The sequence below is a fragment of the Tepidimonas sp. genome, from assembly GCF_029335975.1.
Classification (GTDB): domain Bacteria; phylum Pseudomonadota; class Gammaproteobacteria; order Burkholderiales; family Burkholderiaceae_C; genus Tepidimonas.
The window spans coordinates 1-17,059 of sequence record NZ_JARJMT020000103.1 but is presented as its reverse complement, the minus strand read 5'-3'; the positions used below and the strand labels follow the sequence as shown (position 1 = coordinate 17,059).

General features: G+C 64.1%; 16 protein-coding genes. 8 read left to right on the top strand and 8 right to left on the bottom strand.

Translation table 11 applies throughout. From position 1 onward, the window contains the following. Window positions 1–50: 50 nt before the first annotated feature. A complete protein-coding gene (gene fliG / locus P3W97_RS05705; protein ID WP_300844642.1) occupies window positions 51–1,052 on the bottom strand; it encodes a flagellar motor switch protein FliG in 1,002 nt (333 codons plus the stop codon). Between the two features lie 27 nt (window positions 1,053–1,079). Beyond that, window positions 1,080–2,822 carry a flagellar basal-body MS-ring/collar protein FliF gene (gene fliF / locus P3W97_RS05700; protein ID WP_300844640.1) on the bottom strand — a complete coding sequence of 581 codons (1,743 nt, stop codon included), beginning with the start codon at window positions 2,820–2,822 and terminating at the stop codon, window positions 1,080–1,082. Window positions 2,823–2,958: 136 nt separating this feature from the next. Between fliF and fliE the strand changes: the two genes are divergently transcribed. Further along, on the top strand, window positions 2,959–3,324 hold the full coding sequence (gene fliE / locus P3W97_RS05695; protein ID WP_300844638.1) for a flagellar hook-basal body complex protein FliE: 366 nt from the start codon (window positions 2,959–2,961) through the stop codon (window positions 3,322–3,324). Between the two features lie 24 nt (window positions 3,325–3,348). Here fliE and P3W97_RS05690 read toward each other — a convergent pair whose 3' ends face one another. From P3W97_RS05690 to P3W97_RS05680, 3 genes are all read right to left on the bottom strand, one after another. Further along, window positions 3,349–3,651, bottom strand: a complete 303-nt coding sequence (locus tag P3W97_RS05690) for a flagellar protein FliT (protein ID WP_300844644.1) — start codon at window positions 3,649–3,651, stop codon at window positions 3,349–3,351. A 42-nt stretch (window positions 3,652–3,693) separates the two neighbouring features. Further along, window positions 3,694–4,089 (bottom strand): flagellar export chaperone FliS, encoded by a 396-nt coding sequence (fliS, locus tag P3W97_RS05685; protein WP_300844636.1) that lies wholly within the window; start codon window positions 4,087–4,089, stop codon window positions 3,694–3,696. A 138-nt stretch (window positions 4,090–4,227) separates the two neighbouring features. Further along, on the bottom strand, window positions 4,228–6,801 hold the full coding sequence (locus tag P3W97_RS05680) for a 6-hydroxymethylpterin diphosphokinase MptE-like protein (protein ID WP_300844634.1): 2,574 nt from the start codon (window positions 6,799–6,801) through the stop codon (window positions 4,228–4,230). A gap of 76 nt (window positions 6,802–6,877) precedes the next feature. Between P3W97_RS05680 and P3W97_RS05675 the strand changes: the two genes are divergently transcribed. Genes P3W97_RS05675 through P3W97_RS05645 form a run of 7 tightly spaced genes read left to right on the top strand, consistent with a single transcriptional unit; the run spans window position 6,878 to window position 13,715 of the window. Then, window positions 6,878–7,894 carry an NAD-dependent 4,6-dehydratase LegB gene (locus tag P3W97_RS05675; RefSeq protein ID WP_300844632.1) on the top strand — a complete coding sequence of 339 codons (1,017 nt, stop codon included), beginning with the start codon at window positions 6,878–6,880 and terminating at the stop codon, window positions 7,892–7,894. Next, window positions 7,887–9,047, top strand: coding sequence for a LegC family aminotransferase (locus P3W97_RS05670; RefSeq protein WP_300844630.1), 1,161 nt, complete (start codon window positions 7,887–7,889; stop codon window positions 9,045–9,047). The genes P3W97_RS05675 and P3W97_RS05670 overlap by 8 nt, the downstream gene beginning before the upstream one ends. A 4-nt stretch (window positions 9,048–9,051) precedes the next feature. Further along, a complete protein-coding gene (neuC, locus tag P3W97_RS05665; RefSeq protein WP_300844628.1) occupies window positions 9,052–10,227 on the top strand; it encodes a UDP-N-acetylglucosamine 2-epimerase in 1,176 nt (391 codons plus the stop codon). After that, window positions 10,220–11,317: an N-acetylneuraminate synthase gene (gene neuB, locus P3W97_RS05660; protein WP_300844626.1), complete on the top strand. Its 1,098-nt coding sequence runs from the start codon at window positions 10,220–10,222 to the stop codon at window positions 11,315–11,317. Before neuC ends, neuB begins: the two co-directional genes overlap by 8 nt. After that, window positions 11,310–11,957: a NeuD/PglB/VioB family sugar acetyltransferase gene (locus tag P3W97_RS05655; RefSeq protein ID WP_300844624.1), complete on the top strand. Its 648-nt coding sequence runs from the start codon at window positions 11,310–11,312 to the stop codon at window positions 11,955–11,957. Before neuB ends, P3W97_RS05655 begins: the two co-directional genes overlap by 8 nt. Then, window positions 11,954–13,015 (top strand): nucleotidyltransferase family protein, encoded by a 1,062-nt coding sequence (locus P3W97_RS05650; protein WP_300844622.1) that lies wholly within the window; start codon window positions 11,954–11,956, stop codon window positions 13,013–13,015. Before P3W97_RS05655 ends, P3W97_RS05650 begins: the two co-directional genes overlap by 4 nt. Continuing rightward, entirely contained in the window at window positions 13,008–13,715 is a 708-nt protein-coding gene (locus P3W97_RS05645; protein WP_300844620.1) for an NTP transferase domain-containing protein, read from the top strand. Before P3W97_RS05650 ends, P3W97_RS05645 begins: the two co-directional genes overlap by 8 nt. Window positions 13,716–13,739: 24 nt before the next feature. On the opposite strand, the gene P3W97_RS05640 is transcribed toward P3W97_RS05645, so the two are convergent. The 3 genes from P3W97_RS05640 to P3W97_RS05630 all read right to left on the bottom strand — a co-directional run. Next, window positions 13,740–14,561 (bottom strand): flagellin, encoded by an 822-nt coding sequence (locus tag P3W97_RS05640; RefSeq protein ID WP_300844618.1) that lies wholly within the window; start codon window positions 14,559–14,561, stop codon window positions 13,740–13,742. 162 nt (window positions 14,562–14,723) lie between these two features. After that, window positions 14,724–16,130 carry a flagellar filament capping protein FliD gene (gene fliD, locus P3W97_RS05635; protein WP_300844617.1) on the bottom strand — a complete coding sequence of 469 codons (1,407 nt, stop codon included), beginning with the start codon at window positions 16,128–16,130 and terminating at the stop codon, window positions 14,724–14,726. A gap of 134 nt (window positions 16,131–16,264) precedes the next feature. Further along, on the bottom strand, window positions 16,265–17,059 hold a 795-nt coding region (locus tag P3W97_RS05630), incomplete at its 5' end, for a flagellin (protein ID WP_300844615.1).

The window sequence follows — 17,059 nt, the reverse complement described above, 5'->3', positions numbered from 1 at the left end:
CCTGCACCTCCTCGCGCGGGATGAAACGCTGATAGGGGTGGCCCCCACGGTTAGACGAAGGCATCGTCGCCACCTCCACCCAGCACGATCTGGCCCTCGTCGGCCAGACGGCGCACGATCTTGAGGATTTCCTTCTGCTGCGCTTCCACTTCGGACAAGCGTACCGGGCCGCGGGTCTCCAGGTCTTCCTTCAGGGCCTCGGCAGCGCGGCTGGACATATTGGACAGGATCTTGTCGCGCAGCTCCTGCGAGGCGCCCTTGAGCGCGACCACGAGCGCGTCCGCCGCCACCTCCTTGAGCACCATCTGCATCGACTTGTTGTCCAGCTTGAGCAGGTCCTCGAAGGTGAACATCTTGTCCATGATCTTCTGCGCCAGATCCGGGTCCTGCTCGCGGATGGCGTCGATCACGCTGGCCTCCAGGCTCGTGCCCAACAGGTTGATGATCTCGGCCGCCGCCTCGACCCCGCCCAGCGAGCTTTTGCGGATCTTGTCGCCCCCGGCCAGCACCTGGTACAGCGCCTCATTCAGATCCTTGAGCGCTGTTGGCTGGATGCCTTCGAGTGTCGCGATGCGCAGCATCACCTCGTTGCGCGTACGCTCGGTGAAGTGTTTGAGAATGTTGGCGGCGTGGTCCTGGTCCAGATGAACCAGGATGGCCGCGAGGATCTGCGGGTGCTCGTTGCGCAGCAGTTCGGCCACCGAAATGGGGTCCATCCACTTCAGGCTCTCGATGCCGGAGACGTCGCTGCCTTGCAAGATGCGGTCGATCAGCAGCGCGGCCTTGTCGTCGCCCAAAGCGCGTTTGAGCACCGAGCGCACATAGTTGTCCGTGTCGGACACCAACAAGCTTTGCGACTGCGCTTCGCGCGTGAAGCGATCGATGACCGACTCGACTTTCTCTTTTGGCACGGTGCGCATGCGCGCGATGGCCTCGCCCAGGCGCTGTACTTCCTTGGGCGAAAAATGCTTGAAGACCTCAGCGGCCTCCTCCTCACCCAGCGACATGAGGAAGATGGCCGCGTCCTGCAATCCATCGTTTGCTTCAGCCATGTGCACTCACACCCGTTGCTGGCTGGCTCAGGCGGCGGCCCCTTCGCCGCTGATCCAGCCCTTGATGATGTTGGCCACGGCGACCGGATTTTCTTTCGCCAGCCGGCGCGCGTCGGCCAGCCGCAGCTCCTCAGGGGTGGGTTCATTGTGCACCGGTTGGGGCAGGCTGGGGCGCTCCACCACTTCGCCCACCACGGCTTCGATTTGGCTGCCTGGCGCAGGCAGGGCAGCGGCGCCTGCGGCTGCCGTCTGCGGCTCTGCGCGGTCGGCTGCAGGCGGCTGCATCATCTTCAGCGCCGGGCGCACCATGCCCAGGTAGAGGATCAGGCCGAGCACCAGCATCCCCAGCGGGCCGGCCAGGCTGCGCAGCCATGCCTGGGTGTCGGGATTTTGGTACCAGGGGATTTCGACCGGCTCGACGCGCGGCTGGTTGAATGGGGCGTTGACCACATTGACCGAGTCGCCGCGCTCGCCATTGAAGCCGATCGCCTCGCGCACCAGGGCCTGAATCTGCTCCAGCCGCTCGGGCGGCAGCGCCGCCGTGGCGGGGCCTTTTTTGCCGTCTGCGCTGGGCAGGTGGTTGATCACTACCGCAGCGCTCAATCGGCGCACCGTCCCAGTGGCGCTGCGGGTGACCGAGATGGTCTTGTCGACCTCGTAATTGACCACCTGCTCGCGCCGGCGCGGTCCCTCCACCGCGGCGCCGGGGACATTGCCGTTGCCCACCACGCCCACAGGTGGGGCCTCGCCGTTGATCGGCGCAGCAGTCGGTGTCGGGGCCACATTTGACACTGCTCCCGGCACACCGCTGGGCGGCGCGGCCACCGGCCCATTTTCTTCCACGGTTTGCGAGCTGCGCACCGTCGCGGGCTCGGCGCCTTGATTCGGCCGGTGCTGCTCGCTCGTGCGTTCGGTGAGGGAAAAGTCCACATCGGCGGTCACGGTGGCGCGCACATTGTCGCGTCCGACGACGGGCTCCAGCAGGTCCAGTACGCGCTGGGTGTACATCTGCTCGAGCATGCGCACATATTCCAGTTGGCGCGAATCGATGCCGCCGTCACCCTCGGCCCGCTGCGACAGCAAGGCGCCATGCTGGTCGATCACGCTCACTGCCTTGGGGTCCATCTCCGGCACGGAGCTGGCCACCAGGTGCACGATGCCGGCGATCTGGGTTCGGTCCAACGTGCGGCCGGGGTACAGCGTCAACACCACGCTGGCCGAAGGTTTTTGCTGTTCGCGAAAGAACCCGTTTTGATTGGGCAGCGCCAGATGCACCCGCGCCTCGGCCACCGATTGGATCGACAAAATGGTGCGGGTGAGCTCGCCCTCCAAGCTGCGCTGGAAGTTGACCCGCTCCTGGAATTGCGTCATACCCAGGCGCGTTTGGTCCATCAGCTCGAATCCCGTGATGGTCCCTTTCGGCAGCCCCTGGCTGGCCAGCTTCATGCGCAGGTCGTTGACCCGGTCGGCCGGCACCAAAATGGCCTTGCCGCCATCGGCGTGCTTGTACGGCACATTCATTTGCGACAGTTGGGCCAGCACCGCCCCGCCGTCTTTGTCCGACAGATTGGCGTACAGCACGCGGTAGTCTGGCTGGTTGATCAGATAAAACGCCGTGGCCAGCACGGCCACCATGGCAAGGACGCCCGCCCCCAGCGACCACTTGCGCCCCGTGCTCAGGCGTTGCCAGCCGGCAAGCAGTGGCGAGGGCTCACCCCCAGGGACGGGCAGTGCGGGATCCAGTTCGGCGACAGCGGTGGAAGTAGCCATGACGCGGATTATCAAAACCCGCCCGCCGGCGCTAAAGCCCAAATACCCCGGGTTTAGTCGGCTTTTTCGCGCTTAAGCCGGCGGGCGATGCACCGCTACCATCGGTGCCATCGTTGTCCACCCGATCGGAGCCGCCATGGACCTGCGCCTGCTCCCCATGAATACCGCTTCGATGAGCCCCGCGCAAGCCGCTGCCTTGCGGGCCGCACAAAAAGCTCTGGCCGCCAAGGCCGCCGCCAGTGCCGCCCCTCCCTCCACCGCTGCGGCAGCTGCCCCTGTGCGCGGGTTTGGCGATGCGCTGCGCACAGCGCTTCAGGACGTCAGCGCGGCGCAAAACCGCGCCAGCGAGCTGCAAAACCAGGTGCAAATGGGCAACCGCAACGTCAGCCTGGAAGAAACGATGGTGGCCATGCAGAAGGCACAAATCGGTTTTCAGGCCGCGTTGCATGTGCGCAACCGCATGATGCAGGCCTATACCGACGTCATGAACATGCAGGTGTAGGCCCGCGGTGCACCCGCACCGTCTTTAGTGCAGCAAAGTCGAGCGGGAGCCCGGCGGTGCGGCGTCCCACAGGTCCAGCCACGGCTCAGCCAAGGCGCGGATGCGCGCGTCGTGCTGCAGGATCGCGAGCATGATGCGGTGCTTCTCGGCCCGCTCGCTCGGGCTGAGCTGCGCGGCCGAGCCCACTTCGCGCAAGCGCTCGATCAGCACGGCACAAGCGCCTTCCAACTCGACCACCCGGTCCCAATCGTCCGACTCGGCGGCCTGCAGCATGTGTTCGCTGGCTTGCTCCAGCGCGCGGTAGTAATCCAACACGTTCATCTCCAGGGTATCCATGATCGCCATCCGTCTGTCATGCCGCGTTCGGCGTCACTGGGGACGAATCTGGTTCCAGGCGTCGGCCACCCCACGCAGGTGCTGGCGCACTTCCTCGAACATTGCACGGTCCCGCTTGGCATGCGCCTCGGCCAGCCGCGCAATGCAGTATTGGTACAGGGCATCGAGCCGCTGGGCCAGCTCACCCCCTTTTTCCAGGTCGACGCCAGCGCGCAACCCTTCGTCCACCAGGCGGATCGCCTTGTTGACCGCGCGCCCGCGCTGTTCGGTTTGCCGCGCCTCGGTGGCTGCCATGGCCAGTGCGATCTGCTCATCCACCGCGTCGAACAGCATGGCTATCAACTCGTGCGGGCTGGCCGCCGCCACGCGGCTGGCGGCCGCTTGCTGGGTGTAGGCGTTGACGCTGCGGGTCGCGGGGGAGGTGTACATGGTGTCGCTCCGTGTCAGGGTTGGGTCTTTGCCCGTCTTATCGGCCATTGGTCACCTCGCTTGAGCCCCGCGTCTGCCTTTGATGGCGCAAACAGCACCCTATCGAAGCGTTTATTGTGACTGTAGCGCAGTCTGTGTTCAACGGTCTGCTGCAGAGGAGGGAGGCGTTTCCGAAGCGGCCAGGCGCAGCCACTCGCGCACCGACGCCGCCATGCTGGCCCCGCCCTCGTGGCGTTCCAGATGATCAGCCATCAGCGCAGCGGCCTGCAGAGCCCCGGCATTGACCATGAGACGGGCCAATCGGGCCATTGCGTCGAGGTCTTGGGGGTGCTCGACGAGATGACGTTCGTACACGTCGATTGCCTGGCCAATCTGGCCGGTGGCGGCCAGGAAGTCGCCATACTGGATGCGGTAAGCCGGTTGCAGATCGGCCAGGCACTGCAGGGCCTGGCTGGCCGTGGCCGTCTCGCCGCGCCCGAGTGCCCAACTGGCCACGCGCACCAGCGCCGTCTTCCATAGCCCGCGCTCAGGGCTTTGCAGCACCTGGTCGTAGTAGGCCAGCGCATCCTCCGATCGATCTTCCAGCTCTGCGAGCAGCCCGCGGGCCAGCGCGACATAGGGCGAGGCCGCTTGCGCGTCGGCCACGCGTTCGAGTCCGGCCAGGGTGTTGCGCAAACCATCGATGTTGCGCTGTGCAAATAACTGCTCCAACCGAACGAGCGCCGCACGCAGATCCCCGTGTGCACGGGCGCGGCGCAGGTGAACACCATCGGCGGCGTCTAGGTCCATTTGCAGTGCGTGCTGCAGTTGATCCACCGCCTGGTGGATTGGCGCCGGTGCGTCGGCGGGCAGCGGGCCGTGGCGGAGCAACCAGCCAAGCACCCGGCCGGGTTCCCCGTGCGCCATCCAGGTTTGGGCCAGCTCAGGCAGTGCAAGCTGGCCGCTGTATTCCCGGCGGCGCCGCCGCGCCTTGGCCAGTGCCTGCTCGATCCAATTGCGCAATTGGCGCGCTCCGCTCAGGTAGGCGTCGTAGTAGCCCCGCAGTGCCTCTTGTACAGCCTGGGCGTCGAGCGATTCCAGCTCGCGCACCGGCTTCATGCTGCGCAGCAGCGTCTGCAGGCTGCAACTCTTGATCAGGCGCGACAGATCGGGGTGTTCGCTGTCCAGCTCTGCTTCGAAGCGTTCCAGACGCAAGCGAAGGTTGCGGTTTCGGATGGTGCCGTCTTGCGCGAACAGCTTGCCCGTGACCTTGTGTGCATGGTGCAGCCGGTCTTCCAGCCGTTGCAGTTCGTCGATTCGCCGCTGCAGTTCGCGGATGACACGTTCGGCGTGTCGCAGCCGGTGGTGGTTGGTAAATGCCTCGCTGTTGGGCGGGCTTATCCGCTTATCACCTGTCGCATCGTCTAAACGCAGCTCGATCCAGGGGATGTGATCGACCGCTTCGACCCGTGCTGCGCTCGCCGAGGGATTGACGAGCCCTATGCCGCGCTCGCGCAGGTGGCGCGCCTGCTGTGCCAGTGTCTCGATGGCGGCCGCGAAATCGGCTGTCGTGCTGGCTCGCCGGCCGTCGTTGGTTTCTACCTCCAGGCTGGTCAAGTCAAAGCGCGGGCCAGCCTTGCGTTCGTTGCTGCCTTCGGCGTGGGTGTAGCCCTCTGGGGTGAAGCACAAATCGACCCCAGCCAGGATCACACGGTTCAAGCCCAGTTCTGCGGCAAACTGCAAGGCCGTGTTGGTCACGGTGGGGCCAATGCCGTGCAGCGGTTCAGAGGGGTTCAGCGGGGACGACCAGGGCAGCAGTGATCCGAGGTAGTAGCTGGCGTATGGCCACTGGGCCACCAGCCGGGGATTGACGTGGTACTGGTGCACAAAGACCACCTCGGGTCCGAAGCGCAGCATGTCACGGCTGATTTCGTAACTCATCTCGGTGGGATCGACCGAAAAGACGAAATCCGGCTGCAGTCCCACTTGCAGCAGTCGACGGCTGATGCGCGAGACGGCCAGCACCACCAACCGATCGCGATGCTGTCGCACCCAGTCGAGAGCCGCATCCAACGATGGTCCACCCGCCAGCAGCACCCCCGTTTGGCCTTTGAGCCGGCCTCGCCAAACCCCTGCAGGCACGGTATTGTCTGCCGCGTTGGTCAATTGGCAGGCGATGAAGGCCTGATTGCCGCGCAGGCCGACGGTTCGCCAATGCAGCGACGATACGGCCTCGCGCAGGGCCCAGCCTAGCTGGGTGTGGTCTGGCGCCTCGGCCGAACGCGCCGCCAGCGAAAACACCACCTCGACCCGATCGATGTATAGGTAATCTGACAGACGCAGCTCGCTGGCGGCTTCCATCCAATCATCGGCCGTCGCGCAGCGCACATGAGCAGGCAAGTCATCCAGCAATCCGGCTGCGCGCAACGCGGCATGTACCTGGGGCGGTTCGACAAACAGGTAGCGGGTACCCGCAGGCGGGGGCTCGCGCAGGACATGGCGGATCAAGTGGCCCGAATCACTGCCGGCCATGATGTACAGCGTATCCTCGCAGCGCAGTTCCCCGCGAAAGGCTTCTTGCAGCGTCTGCGCGGCTCCGAGTTTGTCGAAGGTCAGGCCGTTGACGGCCTCCAGCGTCCGTTCGCCAAACCGGTTGACCCGCCACTGCAAAGGGGGCACCACGGGCAAAGAGACGCGGTCGTTCGGGATGACAGTGGGGGGTTGATCGGGCATTTCGTGGTTTTTTCGCGGGTCAGGTGCGCTAGCATCTTAATGTGTACAAAAGCGCTGCGGTGCGTGGAACAGTTCGATGAACCAACGACAAACCGATGCATCGGCCCCCATCTCGGGGCTTTGTCTGGTGACGGGGGCGGATGGCTTCATCGGCTCGCACCTCGTGGAGCTATTGGTGGCGCAGGGCTGCCGGGTGCGGGCACTGGCGCAATACAACAGCTTCAACCACTGGGGCTGGCTGGAGGGTCTGCCGTGCCTGTCGCAGGTGGAGGTGCTCAGCGGCGACATCCGCGACCCACACTTCTGCCACCAGATGATGCGGGGGGTGCAGGTGGTGTTCCACCTGGCTGCTCTGATTGCCATCCCGTACTCCTACGCGGCTCCTGACAGCTATGTCGAGACCAATGTGCGCGGCACGCTCAACGTCTGCCAGGCGGCCCACGCAGCGGGGGTGCGCCGCCTAGTGCACACCTCCACCAGCGAGGTCTATGGCACCGCGCGCTATGTGCCAATCGACGAGGCGCACCCGCTGCAGCCGCAGTCCCCGTACAGTGCGTCCAAGGTCGGTGCGGATGCGATTGCCCTGAGCTTTCACCACAGCTTTGGCTTGCCGGTGACGCTGGCGCGGCCCTTCAACACCTATGGGCCGCGGCAGTCGGCGCGCGCGGTGATTCCCACCATCATCAGCCAGGTCGCCGCTGGCTGCCGCACCCTCAAGCTCGGGGATCTGCGCCCGACGCGCGATTTCAATTATGTGGAAGACACCTGCCGCGGGCTGCTGGCGTTGGCCGAGTGCGACGCGGCGGTCGGCGAGGTGGTCAATATCGGCTCCAATGACGAGATTTCCATCGGAGATACGGTCAAGCTGATCCTGGAGCTGATGGACGCCGACGTCGATGTGCAGCAGGAAGACGAGCGTCTGCGCCCGCCGCAGTCCGAGGTGTTTCGCCTGTGGTGCGACAACCGCAAGATCGAGCGCTTGACCGGATGGCGACCGCGCGTCGATCTGCGCGAGGGTTTGCGGCGCACGATCGCATGGTTTACCGATCCGGCCAATCTGCAGCGCTACAAGCCGCATCAATACAATGTTTGACGCCGGCGCCTTCATCCGCTTCGTGCGCGGGCTGTACGGCCAGCCCGAGGGGGTTGTTCCGCTGCACGCCCCGGTCATGGGGCAGATGGAGAAGGCAAAACTGGCCGAAGCCGTCGATTCGACCTATGTCTCCAGCGTCGGTGCCTTTGTGAACCGCTTTGAAGAAGCGGTGGCCACCTTCGTCGGGGCGCGCCATGCGGTCGCCACCGTCAACGGCACCGCCGCGCTGCATGTGGCGCTGCGGATTGCGGGCGTGCAGCCCGGCGATCGGGTGGTGACCCAGGCCTTGACCTTTGTGGCCACGGCCAATGCCATCGCCTACTGTGGGGCCGAGCCGGTGTTCGTCGATGTCGAGGAGGAAACCCTCGGCATGGATCCGCTCGCCTTGCAGACATGGCTGCGACGGCATGCCACCGTTCGGCAGGGTGTCTGCATCGAGCGGGCCAGCGGCCGCCCTGTGCGCGCTTGTGTGCCGATGCACACGCTTGGCCACCCCGCGCGTATCGAAGCCATCGCCGAGGTCTGTGCCGAATGGAGCCTGGTGCTGGTGGAGGACGCAGCCGAGGCATTGGGCAGCCGGCGCAACGGACGCCAAGCCGGTACCGTCGGTCGATTGGGGGTGTTCAGCTTCAATGGCAACAAAATCATCACCACGGGCGGTGGCGGCATCATCATTACCGACGACGAGGCGCTGGCCCGCCGTGCACGGCACCTGACCACCACCGCCAAGCGGCCGCACGCCTGGGCCTTCGAGCACGACGAATTGGGCTACAACTACCGCCTGCCGAATTTGAACGCAGCCTTCGGCGTGGCGCAGATGGAGCGCTTGCCCGCGCTGCTTGCCAGCAAACGGGAGGTGGCCCAGGCCTATGCGCAGGCGGCGCGGCACCACGGCTGGCACTTCGTGCAAGAGCCGGCCGGCGCGCGCAGCAATTACTGGCTCAATGCGCTGCGGCTGCCGGATGTCGCCGCGCGCGAAGCGTTTCTGCAAGCCACCAATGCCGCAGGGGTGATGACACGGCCACTGTGGACGCCAATGCATCGCCTGCCGATGTATGCGGGCTGCGGGCGCGATGCGCTCGCCGTCACCGAATGGCTGGCGGATACCGTGGTCAATGTGCCCAGCTCGCCGCTGCCTGGGGCGGGGGAGTGATCGCGTGGCGCGCCGCATCGCTGTCGTGACGGGCACCCGGGCCGATTACGGACTGCTGTACTGGCTCATCCACGATCTGCACCAGGCGCCAGACTGGGAGTTGCAGTTGATCGTCTCCGGCATGCATCTGATGCCACGCTTTGGCCGCACGGTGGAGGTGATCGAGCGCGACGGCTTCCCCGTTGCGGCCACGGTTGATCTGGGGCTGGAGGATGACACGCCCCTGTCGGTGGCGCGGGCAATCGGAGCCGGCACGGCTGGGTTCGCCAATGTGTTCGCTCGCCTGCAACCCGATTGGGTGGTCATCCTGGGGGATCGCTTCGAGGCGTTGGCGACGGCATGCGCCGCTTACACCCTGCGCGTGCCCATCGCGCATATTCATGGGGGCGAGATCACCGAAGGCGCTTTGGATGACGGCTACCGACACGCCATCACCAAACTTGCGGCGCTGCATTTCACGGCGGCCGAGCCGTACCGCCGCCGGGTCATCCAGATGGGCGAAGCACCCGAGCGGGTTTACAACGTGGGGGCACCCGGGTTGGAGCACTGGGTTCGCACCCCCTTGCTGACTCGCCCCGAGTTGGAGCGCGCACTCGACTTTGCGCTTGGCGAGACAACGCTGCTCGTGACATTTCACCCAGCCACCCTGGATGAGGGCAGCCCTGCCGATCAGTGTCGCGAGCTGCTGGCCGCGCTGGATGCGTTCAGCCATGCACACGTGGTCTTCACGCTGCCGAATGCCGATCCGGGCGGCACGGCCATCATCCCGCTGCTAGAGGGCTATGCAGCGCGCCATCCACAGCGCTGCCGCCTGTTTGCCTCGCTCGGCCAGCAGCGCTACCTGTCGCTGCTGCGTCAGGTGCAGGCGGTGGTGGGCAATTCCTCCAGCGGCCTGATCGAGGCGCCTAGCGCGGGCTGCGTCACGGTCAACATCGGTGAGCGCCAGCGCGGTCGATTGCGTGCGTCCAGCGTGATCGACTGTGCACCGCACCGGGGCGACATCGAGGCGGCCATTCGGCGCGCCCTCGATCCGGCCTTCCGCGCAACGCTGGGCCAGGTACACAACCCCTATGGCGACGGGCATGTCGCCGCACGCATCCTGCAAGTCCTGCGGCAGGCCGAGCCGCGCGCCCTGCTGCGCAAGCCGTTTTACGACATTTCAGGGGAAGGTGATGCGTGAGGAGGTAACACCGCCGCCCGTGCGGGTGATCGCCGAGGCGGGTGTCAACCACAACGGCCGAGCCGACTGGGCGTTTCGGCTCGTGGAGGTGGCGGCCCAGGCTGGGGCAGATGTGGTCAAGTTCCAGACCTTTCAGGCCGACGCTCTGGTGACCGCCGATGCGCCCAAGGCCGCTTATCAGCAGCGCAACACCGGTGCCGGGGAATCTCAGCAGGCCATGCTGCGCCGCCTGGAGTTGCCGGCCGCGCTGCACCGGGAGCTGAAGGCGCATGCGGAGCAGCGCGGGCTGCGCTTTCTGTCCACGGCCTTCGACGAACCGAGCCTGCGCCTGCTGGTCGATGAGCTTGGCCTGACGCTGCTCAAGGTCCCATCCGGCGAATTGACCAACGCCCCGTTTCTGCTGCAGCATGCGCGCAGCGGGGCCGAGCTCATCGTCTCCACCGGCATGGCCACGCTCGCAGAGGTCGAGCAAGCGCTTGGGGTCATCGCCTTCGGACGCATCGCGGGTGCGCAAGAACGGCCGGGGCCAGCGGCGTTTCGCGCGGCGTATGCCTCGCCCGAGGGGCAGGCGGCGCTGCGCCGTGGGGTGACCCTGCTGCATTGCACCAGCGACTACCCGGCCGCGGCCGAGGCGGCCAATCTGCGCGCGATGGACGCCATGGCCGCCGCCTTCGGCCTGCCCGTCGGGTATTCGGACCACACACTCGGCATCGAGGTCGCGCTGGCTGCCGCGGCCCGTGGGGCGTGCGTGCTGGAAAAACATTTCACGCTGGATCGCGCGCTGCCGGGCCCAGACCACGCGGCGTCGCTGGAGCCCCTGGAATTGGCGCGTCTGGTGGCCGGTGTGCGCACCGTTTCGGCGGCGCTGGGGGATGGCATCAAGCGGCCTCAGACTGCGGAGCTGGCCACGGCGGCGGTGGCACGCAAGAGTCTGGTCGCCCGTCGGGCGATTCGCGCCGGACAGGTGCTCGGTCCGCAGCATGTGGCAGTGATGCGCCCAGGCACTGGCATGCCGCCCATGGCGTACTGGGATGTGCTGGGGCGCACCGCGTCGCGGGACTACGCTGCAGGAGACCTGCTGGATGAGTGAGCCATTCGTCATCCTTGGCGGAGGTGGCCATGCGCGGGTGGTGTTGGACACGCTGCGCAGCCTTGGCCAGCCGGTGCACGGGGTCTTGCTGCCCGAGCGGAACACCGGTGCCGATTGGCATGGCGTGCCCGTGCTTGGCGACGACACCTGGCTGGAACATCCGCGGGCGCGCGCGCATCGTTTTGCGATCGGCGTTGGCATGGTGCCCGGTCGGCGAATGCGCCGGCGCGCGATTTTCGAGCGACTGCGGGCGGTCGGACTGCAGATGCCCGCGTTGGTGCATCCGTCGGCAATCGTCTCAGCGGCGGCCGAGATGGCCGCGGCGCTGCAGGTCATGGCCGGTGTGATCGTGCAGCCAGGGGCGTGCCTTGGCGCGGGTGCGCTGCTCAACACGGGCGCGCGGGTGGATCATGACTGTGCGGTGGGCGAAGGCGCGCACATCGCCCCCGGCGCCATCCTGTGCGGGGATGTGCGCATCGGGGCATGGGCCTTCGTCGGCGCGGGGGCGGTGGTACTGCCCGGCGTCACGGTGGGTGATGGTGCCGAGGTGGCTGCCGGCACCGTGGTGCGCCACGATGTGCCGCCGCGTTGCCGCTACATTCCGGGGCAGCCGTTCACGGCGGTGGAGGATGAAGCATGATCAACGACTGGCAGGCTCTGATGTTGCGGCGCGACGACACTCTCCGCCGCGCCATCGAGGTGATCGACCGTGGTGCCAAGCGCATCGCGCTGGTGGTGGATGAGTCTGGACGGCTGCTGGGCACCGTCACCGATGGCGATGTGCGCCGCGGCATTCTGCGCCACCTGAGCCTGGATGCCCCTGTGGCAGAGGTGATGAACCCGCAGCCGCGTGTGCTGCGGCCGGGCTACGGCCGCGAGGAGGCTCTGCGATTGCTGGGCAGTGCGCAGGTGCTGCAGGTGCCGATCGTGGGCGAGGACGGTGTGTTGGTCGGACTGGAAACCCTGACCGATCTGCTCAAACGCCCGCGGCTGGAAAACCCCGTGTTCCTGATGGCGGGAGGCTTTGGTACCCGCTTGCGGCCCTTGACCGACGACTGCCCCAAGCCGATGCTGCCCGTGGGCGGGCGGCCAATGCTGGAGCACATCCTGCAGGATCTGATCGACTACGGCTTTTATCGCTTCTACATCTCGGTGCACTATCTGCGCGAAAAAGTCATCGAGTACTTTCAAGACGGCAGCCGCTGGGGCGTGACCATCCAGTATGTGCATGAAGACACGCCGTTGGGCACCGCAGGCGCGTTGGGTCTACTGCCCAAGGAGGCGGTGCAGCGACCGCTGATCGTCATCAACGGCGACATACTGACGCGCGTCAACTACGAGGCTTTACTGCAGGATCACGACCGCCATACCCCGGCGGCCACCGTCTGCACACGTCAGTACGATTTTCAAGTGCCGTTCGGCGTGATCGAGCATGATGAGCAGCGCATCACCCACATCATCGAAAAGCCGGTGCACCATTTCTTCGTGAGCGCCGGCATCTATGTGCTGGCGCCCCAGGTTGTGCACGCCGTGCCGCCGAATGTGCGCCTCGACATGCCCGATCTGCTCGAGCAGCAAATCGAGGCCGGACGCGCGGTGCGCATGTTCCCGGTGCATGAATACTGGCTGGATATTGGCCGCCTGGGGGACTTCGAGCTGGCGCAGCGTGACGCGCCGCAGGTGATCGATCATGGCTGACCGAGCGGGAACGGTGTTGGCCCTGATTCCTGCCCGTGGCGGCAGCAAGGGTGTGCCTGGCAAAAATATCAAAGAAGTGGCAGGCAAGCCATTGATCGCTTGGACCATCGAAGCGGCCCAACAAGCGCGCTGCATCGACCGCGTGGTGGTGTCGTCCGATGACGCGGCAATATTGGAAGTCGCGCGCGCCTGGGGGGCCGAGACGCCCTTCGAGCGCCCAGCCGAATTGGCGCGCGACGAGACGCCGAGTATCGACGTCGTACTGCATGCCGTGCGCCAATTGCCGGGCGCTGCTTGGGTGGTGCTGCTGCAGCCCACCTCACCGCTGCGCACGGCGCAAGACATCGACGCCGCCTTCGCGCTGTGTCGATCCCAGGGCGCGCCGGCCTGCGTCAGCGTGACCGAGGCCGCGACGCCCCCGTGGTGGATGTTCCACCTGACCGACCAGGGGCGCTTGCGCGCTTTTTTGCCGGAGCAGCATGGCCCTCAGCGGCGGCAGGATGCGCCGCCGCTGTATTCCCTCAACGGGGCGGTCTATGTGGCTCGAACGGACTGGCTGCAACGCACGCGCACCTTCTTGTCCGACGAAACCTTGGCCTATGCGATGCCAGCCGAGCGCTCGATCGATATCGACACGCCGCTGGATTTGACGATCGCGGCATGTCTGCTGCGAGCGCAGACCCTGGGTCGCGGCAGCTGAGCGGGCTGCCGACCTCACACGACATCAACCTTGCAGCAACCGCAGCACGTTTTGCGGCAGCTGATTGGCCTGGGCGATCATGGCGGTGCCGGCCTGCTGCAGGATCTGGGTGCGGCTGAGGTTGGCGGTCTCGGCGGCGAAGTCGGCATCCATGATGCGGCCGCGGGCGGCGCTTTGTTTTTCCGAGGCGATCCGGATGTTGGAGGCAATATTTTCGAAACGACTCATGACCGCTCCCAAATTGGCGCGGCGAGTGACCACGCTTTGCACCGCAGTATTGACGGTGGCCAACATCGCGCTTGCTCCCGCTGCCGTGGAGATGGTGGCACCCGCTAACGCTGCGGATATAGACCCAAGGCTTGTCATAACGATGGAGACCGTCTGCCCTTGGCTGGCGCCGACCTGGAAGATGTAAGAGGTGGCGCCGGTGCCCAAGATTTGCCGATTGTTGAAGCTCGTTTGGGCGCGGATACGGCTAATCTCGGCACGCAGTTGGACGAACTCCGTCTGCAAGTTGGCGCGTGCGGTGTTATCGTTCGTGCCATTGCGCGAACGGATGGCCAGCTCACGGATCCGTTGCAGCACGTCTGTGGTGGAGGCCAGAGCACCGTCAGCGACCTCAGCCAACGAAATACCGTCGCCGGTGTTGATCAGTGCCATATTTAGGCCTCGAACCTGTGAATGCATCCGTTCGGCGATGGCCAGGCCGGCGGCGTCGTCCTTGGCAGTGTTGACCCGAAGGCCGGAGGACAAACGCGACATGGTCGTCTGCAGCGACTGCATGTTGTTGACGGTGTTGCGCTGGGCGTTCAGCGACATCACATTGGTGTTGATGGTCAAGGCCATGGTGCGCTCCTAGCGATGGTTCCTGGAAACAGCGGCCTGGCGTGCAGTTGAAACTGGTCCAGCGCCTGCATGGCTTCAATCATCGGTGAGCAAGAAAAAAACAAAGCCCCGATAAGCGGGGCTTTTGCTGGCTTTATCCGAGCTCTACGAATCGCGTTCTTACTACTTTTTATTCCACGCACCCAGCTGTTGGGATATGTAGTTACTCAGGCCGTTGTATTGGGCCATCTTGACATCTAACGCGGTGTACTGGGCACGCAGACGTTGCTCCGTTCGAGACGTACGCTCCTCGATCCCTGAAATCTCTTTATTTTTTCTGGCGATAGATTCCTTGAGTGTGTTCTCTCGAATCGATACCGAGCCTTCGATGGAAAGCGCGCCTTGGATAAAGGTCTTAATATTGTCAGCGATGCCTGCTCCTGAGCTCAGGAATAATTGACTGACCTGGTCGACATCGGTCAGTGAAGAATTCAGCTGATTCGAATCCAACGAAAGGTTTCCGTTCTTGTCAAAGCTGAGGCCAATATCGGCCAGGGAGACTATCCCCGATCCCGGAACGGTATTACTTGCATGGTTACGCAGCATTGACAATAAACCAAGAGCTGCTTGATCGCCTCGTAGAGGTCCAGAGTTCTGTCCTGTAGGATCCGAGCGCGTCAGTTCTCTAATAGTTTTGCTCAGGTCGCTGAAGGCTTTTTGAAACGCCTGTACAGCGTCGGTAATGGCCGCTTTGTCTGCGGCTACACTGATATTGATGGGGCTGGTCGAGACGCTTTTGGCTTCGATTGTCAGACCTGCTATCGCGTCGCCGAATGTGTTGGTCGCCGACGTCACATTTACGCCATCGATTTCTATGGTAGCATCCTGGGCGGCGTAGCTCAGTGCCTGACCGACGATGCCGCTTCCGTTATTGAAGTATGACAAGGCACCCAGCCCTGTTACACCGTCATCGATGAGATTGTTGGAACTGTCATACGTTTTTATTTCAAAGCCGTTTACAGCTCCGGTTTGACTGCTCTTGAATACTAGTTGTGACTGTCCTGCACCGCGAACGACGACAGCCGTGATACCAGCGTTTGCCTGGTTCACTTTGGTTGCGATGTCATCGACGGTATCGCTTGCACTGATATTCACAGAAATCGGTGTACCGCTTGGATTGAAATTACCCCCACTCCAGCTGCCGGTACTGAGATCTAAACGTCCACTCATGCCGAGCGGACCTGAAGTCGCCAAAGACGCGGAGCGTGTCGCCTGCGCTTGTGCGAGGGATAGCACGCGCACACTCAAATCCTGCACTAGCGGGGACCCTGAGCTTCGTGCTGTCACGACGTCCTCATTACTGGACTTGACATTCATCGACCGCCAAAAATTGGCATCGCTCAGTTTTGCTGCTGCATCTTGAAGTTTGGCCAGTCCGGCTTTGATTTGCCCCCAGGAAGAAATACTACTCTGCAGACTGCTGATTTGGGTTTGTATCTGCTGTATGGGTTTTCGTTCGATAGCCAATAGCTGACTGATGACACTGTTGACATCTAAGCCACTGCCCACGCCTGGAGAGGAAATCGCCATGATATGCTCCTAGAGTGGTCCCTTTATACAATAACAACACGTTTTTTGCAAGACGAACCCCCTTGACAGCTGGCTGAAGCCAACGAGGACCCCGCTACGAGAGCGGGGGTCTACATTTTTTCAGTCGAACGGCGTCAGCGCAGCAGAGCCAGCACGTTTTGCGGCAGCTGATTGGCCTGGGCGATCATGGCGGTGCCGGCCTGCTGCAGGATCTGGGTGCGGCTGAGGTTGGCGGTCTCGGCGGCGAAGTCGGCATCCATGATGCGGCCGCGGGCAGCCGATTGCTTTTCCGCTGCGATGCGGATGTTTGACATGATATTTTCAAATCGACTCATGATCGCGCCCAGGCGGGCTCGTCTTGTGACGACACTCTGCAGTGCAGTGTTGATCGTAGCCAGCATTGCGCTTGCGCCACTAACGGTGGAAATCGTGGCAGCGGCAGCGTTCAGCGCTGCAGAAATCGATCCGATACTTTGTATCGACACTGTGACGGTTTGTCCTTGACTGGCGCCGACCTGGAAGGCGTAGGAAGTCGCTCCCGCCCCCAAAATTTGGCGATTGTTGAAGCTCGTCTGCGAGCGAATGCGACCAATCTCTGCGCGCAGCTGGACAAACTCAGTCTGCAAATTCGCCCGTGCGGTATTGTCGTTGGTGCCGTTGCGAGAGCGCACCGCCAGTTCACGAATCCGCTGTAGGACGTCGGTGACGGAAGACAGCGCGCCGTCGGCAACCTCAGCCATGGAAATGCCGTCGCCAGCGTTGATCAAGGCCATGTTCAGGCCCCGAACTTGCGACTGCATCCGCTCGGCGATGGCCAAGCCTGCGGCGTCGTCCTTACCCGTGTTGACGCGCAGGCCCGACGACAGCCGTGCCATTGTGGTCTGCAGCGACTGCATGTTGTTGACGGTGTTGCGCTGGGCGTTCAGCGA

What these genes read in the sequence shown, in the direction of transcription:
- fliG (WP_300844642.1), bottom strand. Translation starts at nt 1,052, where the DNA reads ATGGCTGAAGCAAACGATGGATTGCAGGACGCGGCCATCTTCCTCATG.
- fliF (WP_300844640.1), bottom strand. Translation starts at nt 2,822, where the DNA reads ATGGCTACTTCCACCGCTGTCGCCGAACTGGATCCCGCACTGCCCGTC.
- fliE (WP_300844638.1), top strand. Translation starts at nt 2,959, where the DNA reads ATGGACCTGCGCCTGCTCCCCATGAATACCGCTTCGATGAGCCCCGCG.
- fliS (WP_300844636.1), bottom strand. Translation starts at nt 4,089, where the DNA reads ATGTACACCTCCCCCGCGACCCGCAGCGTCAACGCCTACACCCAGCAA.
- P3W97_RS05680 (WP_300844634.1), bottom strand. Translation starts at nt 6,801, where the DNA reads ATGCCCGATCAACCCCCCACTGTCATCCCGAACGACCGCGTCTCTTTG.
- P3W97_RS05675 (WP_300844632.1), top strand. Translation starts at nt 6,878, where the DNA reads ATGAACCAACGACAAACCGATGCATCGGCCCCCATCTCGGGGCTTTGT.
- P3W97_RS05670 (WP_300844630.1), top strand. Translation starts at nt 7,887, where the DNA reads ATGTTTGACGCCGGCGCCTTCATCCGCTTCGTGCGCGGGCTGTACGGC.
- neuB (WP_300844626.1), top strand. Translation starts at nt 10,220, where the DNA reads ATGCGTGAGGAGGTAACACCGCCGCCCGTGCGGGTGATCGCCGAGGCG.
- P3W97_RS05655 (WP_300844624.1), top strand. Translation starts at nt 11,310, where the DNA reads ATGAGTGAGCCATTCGTCATCCTTGGCGGAGGTGGCCATGCGCGGGTG.
- P3W97_RS05650 (WP_300844622.1), top strand. Translation starts at nt 11,954, where the DNA reads ATGATCAACGACTGGCAGGCTCTGATGTTGCGGCGCGACGACACTCTC.
- P3W97_RS05645 (WP_300844620.1), top strand. Translation starts at nt 13,008, where the DNA reads ATGGCTGACCGAGCGGGAACGGTGTTGGCCCTGATTCCTGCCCGTGGC.
- P3W97_RS05640 (WP_300844618.1), bottom strand. Translation starts at nt 14,561, where the DNA reads ATGGCCTTGACCATCAACACCAATGTGATGTCGCTGAACGCCCAGCGC.
- fliD (WP_300844617.1), bottom strand. Translation starts at nt 16,130, where the DNA reads ATGGCGATTTCCTCTCCAGGCGTGGGCAGTGGCTTAGATGTCAACAGT.